The sequence below is a fragment of the Yersinia sp. 1652 StPb PI genome, assembly GCF_041538345.1.
In the GTDB taxonomy this organism is placed as follows: domain Bacteria; phylum Pseudomonadota; class Gammaproteobacteria; order Enterobacterales; family Enterobacteriaceae; genus Yersinia; species Yersinia enterocolitica_E.
The window spans coordinates 3,209,587-3,226,678 of sequence record NZ_JAULSM010000001.1 but is presented as its reverse complement, the minus strand read 5'-3'; the positions used below and the strand labels follow the sequence as shown (position 1 = coordinate 3,226,678).

Genomic DNA, 17,092 nt, shown 5'->3' with positions numbered 1-17,092 from the left:
TAAATAATATTAATTTGCCTTGAGGTTAACTGGATGCTTTCATTTGTTATTATATAATTCTAACTTTATAGATAATAATACCAGTGTGCTAACTACTTGATAAATAATCCCCATTCCTTAACTTACATAACTAACAGGATAGACTCTCTGTTAGATTAAATAATATGAACGATAGAGTTCTATAGTAAGTAATTCCAATCTTATTTTAGTTTAGTATATTGTGAACAGATGCACTTCGTATGACATTAAGTATAATAGTTAGATGGAGATTACTAACGCTTTTATTCAGAAATGAGTAATGACAATTTTTTCATCTACTTCCAGTTTCAAAATAATTATCTGTATCAGGATGTTTATTGTTCTGTGACGTATGGTTTCCTCAATGACATATCTATTTATACTAAATTAATAAATATATAAATTATCTTTGTTATTTAGTGGTTTTATAATAACTTTAATTTGTATTTTTTAACAAGAAAACTATATCCCTTCATCCACTTTATAAACCGCAATCGCTTCATCCACTGACTCGAAATATTTCACCTGATTATCTCGGCCAATAAATAGCGCGGCATCGCAGAACTCTTTCAGTGAACCGAGGCTATGGGAAACCATAAGAAAGCTTGATTCCTGGTGGCGGGATTTGAACAGGTCTGCACATTTTTGTTTAAAGCGCGCATCACCTACAGCGGTGACTTCGTCCACCAGATAGTAATCAAACTTAAATGCCATACTCAGGCCAAAACCCAGGCGGGATTTCATGCCAGAAGAGTAGGTTTTGATTGGCATATCAAAGTATTTGCCGAGTTCGGCGAACTCTTCAACAAAGGCCACTTTCTCTCGTAATTCACGCTCTGCTGCATACAGGCGGGCGACAAACTTAACATTTTCACGCCCGGTCAAACTCCCCTGAAATCCACCTGCCAGTCCTACCGGCCAGGAGATCGTTTTATCGGTAATAACTTTGCCGCTATCAGGCCGGTCGATACCACCGATAACCCGTAATAACGTTGATTTACCTGAACCATTGCGACCAATTAGGGCCACACTTTTATTGGCAGGGAACTCGACATGCAGATTTTTAAAAACATAATGGCGCCCAGCAGGGGTACGATAAGATTTGGTTAGATTTTCAATTCTGATCATGAGGTTAGCATCGCCTCTTCACCGTTACGGTACAACACAAGCCCAACAAATAGACTGACCAACGTACAGAAGGCCAGATAGTATAAGTTGGCACCTTCGCTGACATAACCCGGAACGACGGCTTCACGACATAGCTCAACGACATGAACTAACGGATTCCACAGTAAGTACGGCCAGTAATCCTTTGGAATTGAATGGAGCGGAAACATAATGCAGGAAATAAAGTAGAGCGGCTTTAACAGAATGGGTAGAAACTTCTCGGTTTCGGGGAAGGTTTTTCCTATCACCATAAAACTTAGACCGACGCCGCAGGAGAAAATGATTAGCATTAACCAGACCAGAACCAGCGAAATAAGGTTAATGACTTCAAACTCCTCGCCAAGCAGGCCGACGATCGCCATCAGTAAGATGTAAACTACCGCATAAATTAATGATTCTAAAACAGCGCGGGCAATGATGGTGTCTATCGGCCTTACCGGGCGATAGTTAAATAAGCCTTGGTTGGCTTCTATAGCACCAATCGACCGGTTACTGATATTAATGAATACGAAGTAGGGAACAATCCCATTAATCAGAAAAACCGGGAAGGAAATATCTGGCATGGTACGCTGCATAATGTAGCCGAAAATGCCTAGTAGCATGAGCATGTGAGCCATAGGCTCTAGCGCCGCCCAAAGATAACCCAGCCGATACTTGCCAAATCTGGTTTTAATTTCCCTTAGAAACAAAGCGTTAACGGCAGCTTTTTGTACTTCGAAACCACTACGAGCCATCTGTTGTTGTCCAAAAATTTAATCTGGTTTGTCCACGCTACCGCCCCTGATTTACAGCACCCAGTATGCTGAAAACAAAAATAGATTGTGGAATACCAATATGACGAAAATAACTACGCCAAAAGGATAGAGATATTTATACGTGTATTATAAAAAATAGATAATACTATGCCAGGCATGGTCTGGAATTTAAATATGTATAGCCACACATTACCGTAGGTAATTAGAGGTGTAAAGGTTCTTCAGGCTATTAGCTTAAATTTAATAAAGTTAATTTGCTATTATTGAGAATAATCTTGTTTTGTGGGAATTGTCTTATAATAATATGGCGGTTATGATTGAGTTATATCTGATGCTCTGGTTGGTCATGACTTACTTTGTTGTTGATATAGGCTGCTGTTATTTTTATGTTTCTCTATTTTATCGATAAATAATATCGAGATTGTATTGATTGTTAGTCTATTGAAGGGGATATAGATGATGATCCTAATATCCCCAATCATCTTCACTCCCGCTCTAAAGCTCTGATAGGGTCCATCTCGGCTGCCCGTTTGGCAGGGAAAAAACCAAAAATAATCCCAATCAAACTAGAACATATAAAGGCCATCATGATGGATGTTGTTGAATAAACCATTGAAAAGTTACTACTGAACTGACTGAATATCAGGCCGATTGCTAGCGATAATATTACGCCAAGGCCGCCGCCCAATAAGCACACTAATACCGCTTCTATCAAAAACTGCTGCATAATATCGCTGGCACGGGCACCAACCGCCATCCGCACGCCTATTTCTTTAGTACGTTCGGTGACCGATACCAACATAATATTCATCACTCCAATACCACCAACGACCAAGGAAATAACCGCAATCATTGATACCAGCAATGTCATGGTTGAGGTGGTCTTCTTAATGGTTTGACGGATACTGTCGGTATTCATCACGAAGAAATCCTGTGTCCCGTGACGTTGAGTGAGCAATTTTGTTACACCCTGCTCAGCATTAGCCAGATCAATATCATCGTTCACCCGCACGGTAATACTCTTGAGATAAGGCTGGCCGAGCATACGTTTCATCGCCGTCGTATAGGGGATCCACACATTGAGGTTCTCGTCGCTACCAAAACCACTTTGTTTCTTGGCCGCCACACCAATCACGCGGCAGGGCAGAGCGCCAAGTAAGATAACTTTTCCGATGGGGTTTTCGCCCTGGGCAAACAGCTTATCGCGGGTGTTTTCATCAATGACTGCCTCTTGTATCAGGCCATCGACGCTAGCACGGTTAAAGGCCATTCCCTGGTTGATATTGTAGCCACGCACCAGAAAATATTGCTCACCGACCCCATTGACGGTGCCACTGACCGATTTATTACCATAACGTAGCGTGGTGCTGGTCGAAACCGTTGGTGTCACGCTGTGAATATAACCTTGTTGTGCCAGGGCATCCGCGTCGGTCGCCCGTAGAGTATGGATCGCCGCTGAGCGCATATCACCAAAATCCTTGCCGGGGAAAATCTCCAGCGTGCTGGTCCCCATCGCATTGATATTAGCCAGAACCTGTTGTTGCGAACCTTTTCCTAGTGCCACCACCGATACCACCGAGGCAATGCCAATAATAATCCCCAGCATGGTCAGTACGGTGCGCAAACGCTGTGCGGCCATCGCCAGTATTGCCATTTTAAACGCCTCTTGTAGGCGGTCGCGCTGCGCTTTCCACGAGGTGAGTAGTGGTTTATTGGCAATGTCTGGTTCTTGTGCGACGGTTGCTATACTTACTGATGTTGTCGACTGCATTTGTCGGTCAGCAATGACCTCGCCATCTCTCAATTCAATAATTCGCTGCGCATGTTCTGCAATCGACATATCGTGGGTGACAATTACCACGGTGTGGCCTTGCTGGTGTAAGTCTTTAAGGATATTTAAGACTTCATGACCACTGTGAGTATCAAGTGCTCCGGTGGGCTCGTCGGCCAGAATAACTTCCCCGCCGTTCATTAGTGCCCTGGCAATACTGACCCGCTGCTGCTGCCCACCGGAAAGCTGGCTTGGGCGATAATCCAGCCGCTCGGCCAGACCGAGGCGAGACAACAGGCTGGCGGCTCGCTTTTTACGTTCCTCGCGATTGATACCGGCGTAAATTGCCGGAATTTCCACATTCTCCCGCGCACTCAAATCATTTAGCAGATGGTAGCGCTGAAAGATAAAGCCAAAATGTTCACGGCGCAGTTCGGCGAGCGCATCACGGTCCAAATGTTGCGGGATCCGGCCAGCGACCAGATATTCGCCTGCGCTGGGTTTATCCAGACAACCGAGAATATTCATTAGCGTTGATTTACCGGAGCCTGATGCGCCAACAATCGCCACCATTTCTCCGCTGTAAATAGTTAGATTGATATTTTTCAGCACTTGAACCGTCTGTTCGCCATTAATAAATTCACGGCTGACATTATCAAGCTGAAGTAAGATCTTACTGTGGTTGAGCTCTGGCATCAGTTACATCCCCATCGGCGGCCCCATACGTTGGGCCTTATTGTTGGCGGTGGTACTGCTGCCTTGGCTGACGATCACCTGTTCTCCGGCTTGCAGGCCTGAGAGGATCTGTGCATCAACATTGTTATTTAGCCCAACGGTCACTTCACGCCAACCGATGTTGCCGTTGTTGCTCACCACTTGAACCTGATACTTTCCTTTTACGTTGTTTAATGCGGTCGCGGGGATAACGATGGCGTTCTCGGCTTTGTTGAGCACGATGTAGACCTGCGCGGTCATTGAAATTCGTAACGCGCCATTTGGGTTAGCAACATCAAACAGGCCGTTATAATAAATGGCAGTGCTACTGGAACTGGAGCTGCTACTGGAGCTGGATGAGGTGGTGGTGGTTTCATCGTTGATCGAATCAGGCGCCGGTTCTATTGCTCGCAGCGTGGCACTGAATCGTTCTTCCGGCTCACCTAAAATAGTGAAGTAAACCGGCATACCGGCTTTAACTTTCACCACGTCAGCCTCAGAAATTTGTGCTTCTATCGTCATGGTGTCGAGCTGAGCGACTTTGATAATCGTTGGCGCACTTTGTACTGCGTTGACGGTTTGCCCCTCTTCAACCGGGATAGCCACCACGGTACCTGTGATGGGTGAGCTGATTTTAGTGTACCCAAGATTGAGTTTGGCGGTACTGACGGCAATTTCCGCCTGTGCAATCTGGGCATCGAGCGCAGTAATTTCCGCCTGAGTGCTTTCTAATGTGGCTTTGGCGCTATCAAAATCAGCGCGTACACCGAGACCTTTGGCCAAAATTTGCTGCTGCCGCTGGTAGGTCAATAGGTTGTTTTTCTGTGTTGCCACTTTCGCCGCTCGTTGGGCGAGCACATTTTTCAGCGCTTCTTCGGCATCTTTCAGGGTATTTTGCTGAGTCAGATCATCAATTTCAGCCACTAACTGGCCTTTCTCAACCTGCTGTCCTAGGGTGACATGGAGCGCTTTGATTTGCCCTGAAACCTGAGCCCCAACAGTGACTTGTTTTTGTGCCTTGATGGTGCCATCAGCCAAGACAGTTTGTTCCAGAGTGCGAGTTTCGGCGGCGGCGGTGATGTAAGCGGGTTTATCCGCCGGTGAAATCAATCTGAATAGCAGCACGCCGCCCGCTATCAGCAGCAGTACAGCCAGCCCGATAAAGCGTCGTTTCGACCTTGTAACCTGTTGCATAATCAATCAAAGATCCTTGAACCACAATGAAGAAAACGGTGAAACCAAATGCAGGGGGATAATTTACCGCCAACACCGATGAGTGTGAGTTAAGTGAGATTCAAGAATATGTAAGGATTGAGTAAAACCGGCTGCGCGCGAGTCAAATAGGCATGAAAATAGCCGAAATCAGGCAGGAGAGTTAAAAATGAAGATTTTGTTAGTCGATGATGATGTGGAACTGGGCACTATGCTGAGAGAATACCTGAGCGGTGAGGGCTTTAATGCCGAATTGGTATTGACCGGTAAAGCGGGTATTGCCGCTGCCTTATCTGGAGACTATACCGCCTTGATCCTCGATATTATGTTGCCTGATATGAGTGGTATTGATGTTTTGCGGCAAGTGCGTAAAAAAAGTCGCTTACCGATCATTATGTTAACCGCCAAAGGGGATAATATTGACCGGGTTATCGGGCTGGAAATGGGGGCAGATGACTATATGCCTAAACCCTGTTATCCCCGTGAGCTAGTCGCACGCTTGCGCGCAGTATTGCGCCGCTTTGATGAACATCCTGAAATGCCGTCAGCCGATGACAGTATCATCAGCCATGGCGACCTCACACTCAACCCGTCAACGCGCAGCAGTGAATGGCAGGGTAAACCGTTTGATCTGACTGCATCGGAATTTAACTTGTTGGAACTGCTGTTGCGTTCACCAGAGCGGGTGGTTACCAAAGATGAGTTATCCGATAAAGGATTAGGCCGACCACGGGAAGCCTATGACCGCAGTGTTGATGTGCATATCAGCAATATACGTCAAAAACTTGCAGCCCTGCCGGGGAACAATCTGAATATTGAAACGGTACGTAGTATTGGTTATCGCATCAGATAATAGCCTTGGGTGGAGTGAGATTGCTTATGCGCGGACGGTTGTTTTGGAAAATTCTGCTGGGTTTTTGGTTTACCTTTATTTTAATGACCCAGATGATGTGGCTGGTGTTCTCCTTTTACGGCAATCGCCATGAACCCCCTGAGCGTGAAATGGTGCGGCAAATTGCCAAATTACAGGTTGCCTCGGCGGCGTCGGTATTACATTCCGGTGGTTTGCCTGCGCTAAGTACCATGACAGCTAACTGGTCGGAGGCAGCTAAAGCCCATTTTTCTGTATTACCGGTGGCGGCGCTGCCACCGTTGACTGAAGAGGCGCTTACCGGGAAATCGATTCCCCAAGGCGGTGAACCTGAGTTTTATCGTCGTGAGGTTACCACTTGGGCCCAAGGCCCTGATGGACAAAACTATCGCGTCAGTTACGACATCGATGGCTTGCGCCCCGTTAATCAGCAGGATGGCCCCGATGAAAAGCGCCATGAAATACTGAATATTCCTATCCCTATGATTTGGATGGGCGTATTAGGCGGTTTGTTCTTCAGTGCGTTATTAGCCTGGAATCTAACGCGGCCGATGCGCCAGTTACGTGCCGGTTTTGAACGGGTGGCACAGGGGGATTTGTCGGTACGATTGCTGCCGGTAATGCGGCGGCGTCATGATGAGCTGACCGAAGTTGCACGTGACTTTGACTCAATGGCCGAACGGCTCGAAGCTCTGGTCAGTGCGCGGGAACAACTACTGCATGATGTGTCCCATGAGTTGCGTTCTCCGCTGGCGCGTTTGCAACTGGCGATTGGCTTAGCGCACCAGAATCCCGGCAATGTTGAAAGCTCATTACAGCGTATTGAGCATGAATCGGAACGGTTGGATAAGATGATTGGTGAGTTGCTGGCACTTTCACGAGCTGAAAACCACCTTCTGGCTGACGATGACGAGTATTTCGATTTGCATGAGTTGGTCAAAGTGGTGGTAAATGATGCGCGCTTTGAGGCACAGGTGCCGGGCGTTGAGATCTTGCTACAGGTGTTGCCCCCTATCGAGTATACCGTCAGAGGTAATGCTGAATTGATGCGACGGGCTATTGATAACATTGTCCGCAATGCGCTGCGTTTCTCCGTTCATGGGCAACAGGTAAAAGTGACACTTTCGCTGGTGGATAAGAGTTATCAGATTCAGGTTGCTGACCAAGGACCAGGCGTTGAAGAGAGCAAGTTATCCAGTATTTTTGACCCCTTTGTGCGCGTTAAGTCGGCGATGTCTGGCAAAGGTTATGGCTTGGGATTGGCCATTACGCGTAAGGTGATTCAGGCCCATGGCGGACAGGTTGAAGCACGCAATGGTGAGCAGGGGGGATTAGTGATTACACTACGGATTCCACGTTGGCTTGCAGTAGAGTAGTTTGACAGTAACGGTAATAGCAGAAAACAAAAACGGCACCCTTAGGCGCCGTTTTTTTATTCGTATGAGATTACTTCTTGATACGAATAATTGGTGTTTCACCAACGGTGACACTACCGGACAGCTTAATCAGTTCTTTGATCTCGTCCATGTTGGAGATAACAACCGGCGTCAATGTAGACTTGGCTTTCTCTTCCAGCAGGGCCAGATTGAACTCAATAACCACATCACCTTTCTTGACGCGCTGGCCTTCTTCAGCGATGCGTTTGAAGCCTTCGCCTTTCAGTTCAACAGTGTCAATACCGAAGTGGACGAACAGCTCAATGCCGCTGTCTGATTCGATAGAAAAAGCATGGTTAGTCTCGAAAATTTTACCGATGGTGCCATCAACAGGAGCAACCATTTTATTGCCTGAAGGCTTGATAGCAATACCATCACCAACGATTTTCTCTGCAAAAACAACATCAGGAACATCTTCAATGTTGACGATTTCACCAGACAATGGCGCAACGATTTCAATAGTACCACTGTCTTTTTTATCATCTGAAACCAATGATTTCAGTTTATCGAACAAACCCATGATCTTCTCCTAAGTATTTATACTCGTCATACTTCAAGCTGCATGTGCGTTGGCTACGTTCAATCACCCGAATCACTTACAACACAGTAAGCTCATCGGGACTCTCTCACTTGCCGCCTTCCCGCAACTCGAATTATTTAGAGTTTATATTGGGCAGCGTTCCAGTATCGTGGAATTAGCAGAGTGTTTTTTCTTCGATGAATGTGGTAATCAAATCCATCAATTCTTTCGCTGTTGGTTGAGCTAATGCCTGCTCTGCCAACACCTTCACATCTTCGAAATTTGTATTACGGATAATTTTCTTGATGCGTGGGATCGAAATCGCACTCATGCTGAACTCATCCAGCCCCATGCCCAATAGCAACAGTGTAGCACGTTCATCACCAGCAAGTTCACCGCACATACCGGTCCACTTACCTTCAGCGTGAGATGCATCAATAACCTGTTTGATCAGGCCCAATACCGATGGCGACATTGGATTATAGAGATGAGAAATCAGCTCATTGCCACGATCTACTGCCAGAGTATACTGAGTTAGATCGTTTGTCCCAATACTAAAGAAGTCAACTTCCTTAGCTAAATGGCGAGCGATAACCGCCGCCGCAGGTGTTTCAACCATTACACCGACCTCGATAGTTTCATCGAAGGCCTTGTTTTCTTCACGTAATTGGCCTTTCAGCAGCTCAAGTTCTGCTTTCAGTTCACGTACTTCTTCAACCGAAATAATCATCGGGAACATAATACGTAATTTGCCAAATGCTGAGGCTCGCAAGATTGCGCGCAGCTGTGCGTGCAGAATTTCTTTGCGATCCATAGCAATACGGATAGCACGCCAGCCCAGGAATGGGTTCTCTTCTTTCGGCAGGTTCATGTACGGCAAATCTTTATCGCCGCCGATATCCATGGTACGGACGATAACAGCCTGAGAGCCCATCGCTTCAGCAACGGCTTTATATGCCTGGAACTGCTCTTCTTCTGTTGGCAAAGAATCGCGGTCCATAAACAGGAATTCGGTACGATACAGACCAACACCTTCAGCGCCATTACGTTCAGCACCGGCGATATCACGCACAGTACCGATGTTGGCAACCACTTCAACCTGATGGCCATCAAGGGTGATAGCAGGCAGATCTTTTAATTTGGCCAGATCATTTTTCTCGGTGATGTATTGAGTATTCACCGCTTTCAACTGCTCAATAATATCGGCAGTCGGGTTTAAATAGACTTTGTTGTTTACTGCATCAAGGATCAAATAGTCGCCATTCTGGACTTGTTTGGTCACATCGGAGGTGCCGACGATAGCAGGGAGTTCCAACGAACGAGCCATAATCGAGGTGTGAGAGGTACGGCCACCTAAATCGGTGATAAACCCTAACACTTTATCCAGATTAAGCTGTGCGGTTTCTGATGGCGTCAAATCGGTGGCAACCAGAATAACTTCATCCTGAATGGCACTCAGATCAACAATGGTCAGACCGAGAATGTTCTTCAGCAGGCGTTTACCAATATCACGCACGTCAGCCGCGCGTTCTTTCAGGTATTCGTCATCCAGTTCTTCCAGGGCTTTTGCCTGCCCTTCAATCACTGAATAAGCGGCTGCATCAGCAGAGGCATGCTCATCTTTGATGAGGGCTATGATTTCCTGCTCAAGCTCTTCGTCTTCCAACAGCATGATATGCCCTTCGAAGATGGCAGCTTTCTCTTCGCCGAGGCTTGCTTCAGCTTTGGTCTTAATCGCTTCTAACTGCTCAGACGCTTTGGCCCGCCCAGATTTGAAACGTTCGACTTCCTGCTCCACTTGGTCAGCAGAGATCTTTTTCCGGTTGATGACAATCTCATCTTCTTTCAGCAAAAGTGCTTTACCAAAAGCGATACCCGGTGATACTAAAATGCCTGAAATCATAACCCTACCTTACTCTTGACTGGTGTTAACTAAAAAAGCGTGCGTGATTACTCAAGCTCAGCCATCAGTTTTACCAGATGCTCAACAGCTTTCTTCTCATCTTCACCAACAGCCGAGATCGTAACAACAGTACCTTGGGTCAGGCCCAGAGTTTGTAGTTTAAACAGGCTCTTGGCGCTGGCGCTTTTACCGTTAGAGATCACAGTAATTTCAGACGCAAAGCCTTTTGCTTCTTTTACGAACTGGGCAGCCGGGCGGGTATGCAGACCATTTGGTGCAGTAATAGTAACTTCTTGCTGGAACATTGTATTTCCCCAACTTATTGGATTTATGTTGTGGAGCTAAAGTTTAGTGTAGAACCCAAACTTTAGCCTGTATTGGTGCGCGTATAACAAGACCATCTGACTTGCGCATGACTATGCCTCAACCACCGGCAAGTCACAAAGACAGTTTCTGATGCAACCTGAATTCAGGTCTAAAATCGACACTGTCGTATCTAAGAATAATGCTCTCTTTGCGTTATGTCTTCAATCCACGTTCGGTGATGACATTTTTTGTCGCATTGCATAATTGTTAAATCGATTCAGCCAGAGATTCACTCAAGATACGATTAATTTCGCGTATCAAAATAATTGACCGGTTAAATACTAAACCCAGAGGGTAAAATCAATCTTTATGTAGTAAAAACTTTGAAGTGCGCCACAAAAAAAGCACCCATGAGGGTGCTTTTTTAGCATTTAGTGCGACAGCCTGACTACTGTTGCAGCTCTTGCTCAGTGAACAAATCTGCAAACAAAGCTGTGCTTAAATAACGCTCACCCGAGGAGGGAAGAATAACCACAATTGTTTTGTCAGTAAAGCCATCTTCTTCGGAAAGTTTGACTGCTGCCGCAACTGCTGCACCGGAAGAAATACCGGCCAAAATACCTTCTTCGTCCATCAAACGGCGAGCCATTGAGATAGCTTCATCATTGGTTACCAACGCTACGCGGTCAACCAAACTCAGATCGAGGTTGCCGGGAATAAAGCCAGCACCGATACCTTGGATTTTATGTGGGCCGGGTTTGATTTCCTGTCCAGCCAAAGCTTGCGTGATAACCGGGGAGTCAGTCGGTTCAACCGCCACAGTGATAATCGCTTTGCCTTTGGTATTTTTAATGTAGCGGCTAACACCGGTCAGGGTACCACCGGTACCGACACCTGCGATAAAGACGTCCACTTCACCATCGGTATCTTCCCAAATTTCCGGGCCGGTGGTTTGTTCATGAATTTCCGGATTCGCTGGATTACTGAATTGCTGCAAAATCAGGTAACGGTCAGGGTCAGTTGCTTGAATCTCTTCCGCTTTAGCAATGGCTCCTTTCATCCCTTTGGCCCCTTCGGTCAGGACCAGATTAGCGCCGAGCGCTTTTAGTAGCTTACGGCGCTCAATGCTCATGGTTTCTGGCATGGTAAGGGTTAATTTATAACCGCGAGCGGCGGCAACAAATGCCAAAGCAATGCCGGTATTACCGCTGGTAGGTTCTACCAGCTCTTTGCCTGCGGTCAGAATGCCGCGCTTTTCGGCATCCCAAATCATATTGGAACCGATACGGCATTTAACGCTGAAACTTGGATTGCGTGATTCAACCTTCGCCAAAATGCGCCCGTTACCGATACGGTTCAGACGAACCAGCGGCGTATGGCCGATTGTTAAAGAGTTGTCTTCATATATCTTGCTCATAGCCCGTCCTTTAACTCTATGAAAATGTAGGAAACGTTCAAAGCATACGCTAACAGTATGGCTATGGAAGTAAGTAATTAGTATATCGATATGTTATTAGGAAATAAGTTTTAATCCCAATAGCTTTTGATCTTAACAATGAGGGCGTGGCTGGCACGCCCAGAGGAAATTAACGAGGTGGTTGAGTAAACTGGTCGCGGTAACGATCTACCCACATTGCGGTGGCTCCGCAAACGGCAACCGGCAAAATCACCAGATTAAGGAATGGGATCATAGTAAACAAACTCACCAGTGCACCAAATTGCAAGTTATCGACTTTATTCTGTCGCAATGCACTGCGCATCTGCTGGAAACTCACTTTATGGTTATCAAAGGGATAATCGCAATATTGAATTGATAGCATCCAGGCACTGAATAAGAACCACAATACCGGCGCAACGGTCTGACCAATGCCAGGGATAAAGTAGAGCAGCAGTAGCCCTAATGCCCGGGGCAGGTAGTAAGCCAGTTTTTGCCACTCGCGCGCCATGATGCGGGGCAAATCTTTAACTATTCCCCATATACCGGTGTCTGGCAGTGGTTTACCCGTCAGACTGGCCTCCAGTTGCTCAGCCAGCAAGCCGCTAAAGGGGGCTGCGATAATATTGGCCAGGGTACTGAACAGGTAACTGAATACCAGTAGCACCGAGATAACCATTACTGGCCACAACAAATAACTCAGCCACTGTAACCAGTCGGGAACATGGCTCATCAATTGTGGAACCCAATCACCTATACGGTTGAATAACCACCAGAAAGCGCCCCCCATCAGCAGAATATTTACCAGTAAGGGCAAAATAACAAATCGCCGGATACCCGGACGGGAAATTAATTGCCATCCTTGGGCAAAATAATGGACACCACTCACCTTTTTTACCGCTTTTTGCGTATACGCCATGCCATTCAGTTCTCTGTAAGTCTATTGACCCACGTATCATATCGGTATGATTTCCCACTGCATAGTCACATATTGTGCAAAAAACGAGCGAAACATCTAGCATAATCATCTTTCTTCGAAGAAAATTGAGCACGGACTTGCACTTGTGTTCGTTGGCAAATAGAGTTAAAGGGTGAATGTTTGCCGCGGTGGCAATGTATTGGAACAACAGAGATAGTAATGATGCAGGATTTGCGTCTGATATTAATCGTTGTTGGCGCGATCGCCATAATAGCGTTGTTATTGCATGGTTTATGGACCAGCCGTAAAGAACGCTCTTCACTTTTTCGCGATCGCCCAGTTAAACGTCCGAAACAAGAACGTGTTGAAACCCCGATCGAGAGTCTCGATGAAGGGGTAGGAGAAGTGCGCGTCCGCACTGCTCATCCACAGGAGAAGCCTTCGTTTAGTCATATTGATGACGACGACGAAGACATGCCGGTTATTCAGCATACTGATACCAAACCGGCTCAGTTCAAGACGGAACCTCGTCACAAGCCTTTTGCTTCAGTGCCAACAGACTATGACGACCCTCTTTTGGGTGGGCTATCGGCTGAGCAACCACCGCATGCATCACCGCGTGATCCTTTGCTTGGATCGGTTGAAGAGTCGTATTCGCAACCGCGACACGCAGAGCCACAGCATGTGGCAGAACCTGCACCTCGTGTGGCACCACAACATGTGGAATCACAACCAGAGCCTGTCGCTCCGGCAGCAGAGGTGAAACCACAGAAACTGAAAGAGACCGTTTTGGTGCTGCATGTTGCTGCGCATCATGGTGGCGCTCTTGGCGGCGAGTTGCTGCTACAGAGTGTTCTTCAGTCTGGTTTCCAGTTTGGTGAGATGGGTATTTTCCATCGTCATCTTAGCCCGGCAGGCAGTGGCCCAGTATTATTCAGTTTGGCGAATATGGTAAAACCGGGTTCTTTCGATCCTGATACCATGTCTGATTTTTCAACGCCGGGTGTCTCAATGTTTATGATGGTGCCGTCTTATGGCGATGCCAATCAGAACTTTAAATTAATGCTGCAATCAGCCCAACGCATTGCTGATGATGTCGGTGGTGTAGTGTTGGATGATGATCGCCGCATGATGACCCCGCAGAAGCTGGAAACGTATAAGGCGCGTATCCGTGAAGTGCTGGATGCAAACGCTAGCGCCTGATAACGTTACCTCGCAATGAATCGAATTAACCCGAACCCCCGCATGCCGGGGGTTTTTTATCTTTGATGGTGAGCCATGGAATCGATAATTCAGCAAATTAATCAACTAAGAACCTCATTGCGCCATCACGAACATCTTTATCATGTGTTGGATGCCCCTGAGATCCCTGATGCTGAATATGACCGTTTGATGCAACAATTACGTTCCCTGGAAGCACAACATCCTGAACTGATTACTCATGATTCACCGACACAGCGGGTTGGTGCCGCGCCGCTTGATGCATTTGAACAGGTTAGACACGAAGTGCCGATGTTATCTCTTGATAACGTTTTCGATGAAGAGAGTTACCTGGCTTTTGACAAACGGGTGCATGACCGGCTGAAAACCGCTGAACCGTTGACCTTCTGCTGTGAGCTGAAGCTCGATGGCCTGGCGGTCAGCCTATTGTATGAGAATGGTGAGTTAGTTAGAGCAGCTACCCGTGGTGACGGTACCACGGGTGAAAATATTACCGCGAATGTGCGTACCATCCGTGCCATTCCACTGCGCCTGCATGGGGAGAATATCCCGCATCGGGTGGAAGTTCGCGGTGAAGTCTTTATGCCACAAGCCGGTTTTGAGCAACTTAACGAAGAGGCGCGTCGCAAAGGCGGTAAAATTTTTGCCAATCCACGCAATGCTGCTGCCGGATCGTTACGTCAGCTCGACCCCCGCATCACAGCCAAACGGCCATTAATGTTCTTCTGTTATGGTGTGGGTTTACTCGATGGCGGTGAGCTTGCGCGCAGTCATATTCAGCGCCTGATGCAATTTAAAGCCTGGGGTCTGCCGGTCAGTAATCGAGTGAAGTTATGCACCGGTAGTGATGAGGTAATTGCCTTCTATCGTCAGGTAGAGCAGGACCGTGCCAGTTTGGGGTTTGATATTGATGGCGTGGTTATCAAGGTTGATTCGCTCGACTTGCAAGAAAGATTGGGATTTGTAGCACGCGCTCCCCGTTGGGCTACGGCGTTTAAATTTCAAGCGCAGGAACAGATAACCCAAGTTCGCGACGTGGAGTTTCAGGTGGGGCGCACTGGTGCTATCACCCCGGTCGCACGTCTGGAACCGGTGCAGGTGGCGGGTGTGGTTGTCAGTAATGCGACACTGCATAACGCCGATGAAATTGAGCGTCTTGGTATACGCATTGGTGATACCGTTATTATTCGCCGCGCTGGAGATGTGATCCCGCAAGTGGTTGGTGTGGTGATGGAACAACGCCCGCAGGATGCCAAAGAGATAGTTTTCCCGGAGCACTGCCCGGTATGTGGTTCTGATATCGAGCGGGTAGAAGGTGAGGCGGTTGCCCGCTGCACCGGTGGTCTGTTCTGCGCAGCGCAGCGTAAAGAGGCGTTGAAGCACTTTGTCTCGCGCCGGGCGTTGGATGTGGACGGGATGGGTGACAAGATTATCGAACAACTGGTAGAGAAACAGTATGTCGAGAACCCAGCGGATCTATTTGAGCTGACCGCAGGCAAACTGACCGGTTTAGATCGGATGGGGCCAAAATCGGCACAAAATCTGATTGCGGCGCTAGAAAAGGCGAAGCAAACGACGTTTGCCCGCTTCCTGTATGCTTTGGGTATTCGTGAAGTTGGGGAGGCGACAGCGGCTAATTTAGCAGCTCATTTTCGCAATCTGACTAATTTGCGCGCGGCAGATATCGATGCATTAAAAAGTGTGCCAGATGTCGGGGAAGTGGTAGCCAGGCACGTGCGGAATTTCCTCGGTGAAGAACACAATCAGAAAGTGATCGAGGCGCTAGAGCAAGTGATTAGTTGGCCTGAGCCACAGCAAATTATTGCTGCAGAGATTGATAGCCCCTTTGCTGGGAAAACCGTGGTGTTGACGGGGTCACTGACCATTCTCTCACGGGACGAAGCGAAAGATCGTCTGGCTGCTTTAGGTGCCAAAGTGAGTGGCAGTGTTTCCAAAAAAACGGATCTGGTTATTGCTGGTGAGGCGGCTGGCTCAAAACTGGCGAAAGCGCAGGAGCTTGGGATTACAGTCATTGATGAAGCGGAAATGATTCGTCTGCTGGGTGAATAGTGGTAACGCCAGAGGGCTGTATGGAAAAAGAGAATTTGATTGAGATTGCCAATACCCGGATGCCGTTTGGTAAATACCAAGGGCGGGTATTAATCGACTTACCTGAAGAGTACCTGCTCTGGTTCGCCCGCAAAGGGGAATTCCCACCAGGCAAGTTAGGTATGTTGATGGAGCTGACGCTGACCATTAAAATCGAGGGATTGGATAGTTTGGTAAAACCCCTCAAGCGTGGTTGATTTTACTTTCTAAAACAGGGCGATAGCCGTTATGTTGCCATCGCCCTATCACTGTTTAACCGAACATCAATGTTATTAAATATAAACGTCAATCTGGTTCTGTGCGGAAGGGCGGTTTACTCCATCACCGGCGGGCGCAGTTGCCGCATTGTTGTCACCTTCTTTGGTTTTATCCGCTTCCTTGGCCTGAATACGGGCAAGCTCAGCTTGCAGCGCTGCAATTTGACTCTGAATCTGTTGCTGCTGCTTTTGCAATTCATCCGCAGTCAAACCAGAATCTTTTAAGGTACTTAATTTTTCGGTCAGTTTTTGGATCTGCTGATTAATGGATTTAATTTGTGCCGCCGCACTGTTATCAGAAGAGCTACTGCTGCTCACTGACACGGATGCTGCAGAGATAGTATTCGACATCATTATTCCTTAGTAAAACCTGGATGGAGTAATGCTTATCGACGGGAGGATATTAACCTTTAACTTTTGAGGGCTACTTTACACAATCTTATCACTTGCTTATCACTTGGTTGTTTTTTAAACGCCG

At 47.1% G+C, this 17,092-nt stretch carries 15 protein-coding genes; 5 read left to right on the top strand and 10 right to left on the bottom strand.

All coding sequences use genetic code 11. The features are described 5' to 3' along the window. Positions 1 to 480: 480 nt before the first annotated feature. The 4 genes from Q2T71_RS14755 to Q2T71_RS14740 form a co-directional block, all read right to left on the bottom strand. The gene (locus Q2T71_RS14755; protein ID WP_372559584.1) at positions 481 to 1,146 is read right to left on the bottom strand and encodes an ABC transporter ATP-binding protein; all 666 of its coding nucleotides are present in this window, start codon (positions 1,144 to 1,146) and stop codon (positions 481 to 483) included. Further along, the gene (locus Q2T71_RS14750; protein ID WP_083163420.1) at positions 1,143 to 1,919 is read right to left on the bottom strand and encodes an ABC transporter permease; all 777 of its coding nucleotides are present in this window, start codon (positions 1,917 to 1,919) and stop codon (positions 1,143 to 1,145) included. The genes Q2T71_RS14755 and Q2T71_RS14750 overlap by 4 nt, the downstream gene beginning before the upstream one ends. Before the next feature lie 505 nt (positions 1,920 to 2,424). After that, on the bottom strand, positions 2,425 to 4,407 hold the full coding sequence (locus Q2T71_RS14745) for a MacB family efflux pump subunit (protein WP_372559583.1): 1,983 nt from the start codon (positions 4,405 to 4,407) through the stop codon (positions 2,425 to 2,427). Positions 4,408 to 4,410: 3 nt separating this feature from the next. Beyond that, on the bottom strand, positions 4,411 to 5,619 hold the full coding sequence (locus Q2T71_RS14740; RefSeq protein WP_083163425.1) for an efflux RND transporter periplasmic adaptor subunit: 1,209 nt from the start codon (positions 5,617 to 5,619) through the stop codon (positions 4,411 to 4,413). Positions 5,620 to 5,806: 187 nt separating this feature from the next. Between Q2T71_RS14740 and Q2T71_RS14735 the strand changes: the two genes are divergently transcribed. Next, complete coding sequence (locus tag Q2T71_RS14735; RefSeq protein WP_372559582.1) at positions 5,807 to 6,490, top strand: response regulator transcription factor; 684 nt, start codon at positions 5,807 to 5,809, stop codon at positions 6,488 to 6,490. A gap of 26 nt (positions 6,491 to 6,516) precedes the next feature. Further along, the gene (locus tag Q2T71_RS14730) at positions 6,517 to 7,884 is read left to right on the top strand and encodes an ATP-binding protein (RefSeq protein ID WP_372559581.1); all 1,368 of its coding nucleotides are present in this window, start codon (positions 6,517 to 6,519) and stop codon (positions 7,882 to 7,884) included. 70 nt (positions 7,885 to 7,954) lie between these two features. Here the strand turns inward: Q2T71_RS14730 and crr are convergent, their stop codons facing one another. The 5 genes from crr to cysZ all read right to left on the bottom strand — a co-directional run bounded on the left by crr (position 7,955) and on the right by cysZ (position 13,027). After that, positions 7,955 to 8,464: a PTS glucose transporter subunit IIA gene (gene crr / locus Q2T71_RS14725; protein WP_004392561.1), complete on the bottom strand. Its 510-nt coding sequence runs from the start codon at positions 8,462 to 8,464 to the stop codon at positions 7,955 to 7,957. A gap of 175 nt (positions 8,465 to 8,639) precedes the next feature. After that, complete coding sequence (gene ptsI, locus Q2T71_RS14720) at positions 8,640 to 10,367, bottom strand: phosphoenolpyruvate-protein phosphotransferase PtsI (protein WP_372559580.1); 1,728 nt, start codon at positions 10,365 to 10,367, stop codon at positions 8,640 to 8,642. Between the two features lie 47 nt (positions 10,368 to 10,414). Further along, a complete protein-coding gene (ptsH, locus tag Q2T71_RS14715; protein ID WP_083163435.1) occupies positions 10,415 to 10,672 on the bottom strand; it encodes a phosphocarrier protein Hpr in 258 nt (85 codons plus the stop codon). Between the two features lie 449 nt (positions 10,673 to 11,121). Continuing rightward, positions 11,122 to 12,090 carry a cysteine synthase A gene (gene cysK, locus Q2T71_RS14710; RefSeq protein WP_083163436.1) on the bottom strand — a complete coding sequence of 323 codons (969 nt, stop codon included), beginning with the start codon at positions 12,088 to 12,090 and terminating at the stop codon, positions 11,122 to 11,124. Between the two features lie 169 nt (positions 12,091 to 12,259). Next, the gene (cysZ, locus tag Q2T71_RS14705; RefSeq protein WP_372559579.1) at positions 12,260 to 13,027 is read right to left on the bottom strand and encodes a sulfate transporter CysZ; all 768 of its coding nucleotides are present in this window, start codon (positions 13,025 to 13,027) and stop codon (positions 12,260 to 12,262) included. A gap of 219 nt (positions 13,028 to 13,246) precedes the next feature. Between cysZ and zipA the strand changes: the two genes are divergently transcribed. The 3 genes from zipA to Q2T71_RS14690 all read left to right on the top strand — a co-directional run bounded on the left by zipA (position 13,247) and on the right by Q2T71_RS14690 (position 16,554). Beyond that, on the top strand, positions 13,247 to 14,230 hold the full coding sequence (gene zipA, locus Q2T71_RS14700; RefSeq protein ID WP_372559578.1) for a cell division protein ZipA: 984 nt from the start codon (positions 13,247 to 13,249) through the stop codon (positions 14,228 to 14,230). A gap of 75 nt (positions 14,231 to 14,305) precedes the next feature. After that, positions 14,306 to 16,318, top strand: coding sequence for an NAD-dependent DNA ligase LigA (ligA, locus tag Q2T71_RS14695; RefSeq protein WP_372559577.1), 2,013 nt, complete (start codon positions 14,306 to 14,308; stop codon positions 16,316 to 16,318). A 20-nt stretch (positions 16,319 to 16,338) separates the two neighbouring features. After that, positions 16,339 to 16,554 carry a DUF3820 family protein gene (locus Q2T71_RS14690; RefSeq protein WP_372559576.1) on the top strand — a complete coding sequence of 72 codons (216 nt, stop codon included), beginning with the start codon at positions 16,339 to 16,341 and terminating at the stop codon, positions 16,552 to 16,554. A 75-nt stretch (positions 16,555 to 16,629) separates the two neighbouring features. On the opposite strand, the gene Q2T71_RS14685 is transcribed toward Q2T71_RS14690, so the two are convergent. Next, positions 16,630 to 16,965, bottom strand: coding sequence for a FlxA-like family protein (locus Q2T71_RS14685; RefSeq protein WP_372559575.1), 336 nt, complete (start codon positions 16,963 to 16,965; stop codon positions 16,630 to 16,632). Positions 16,966 to 17,092: the final 127 nt, after the last annotated feature.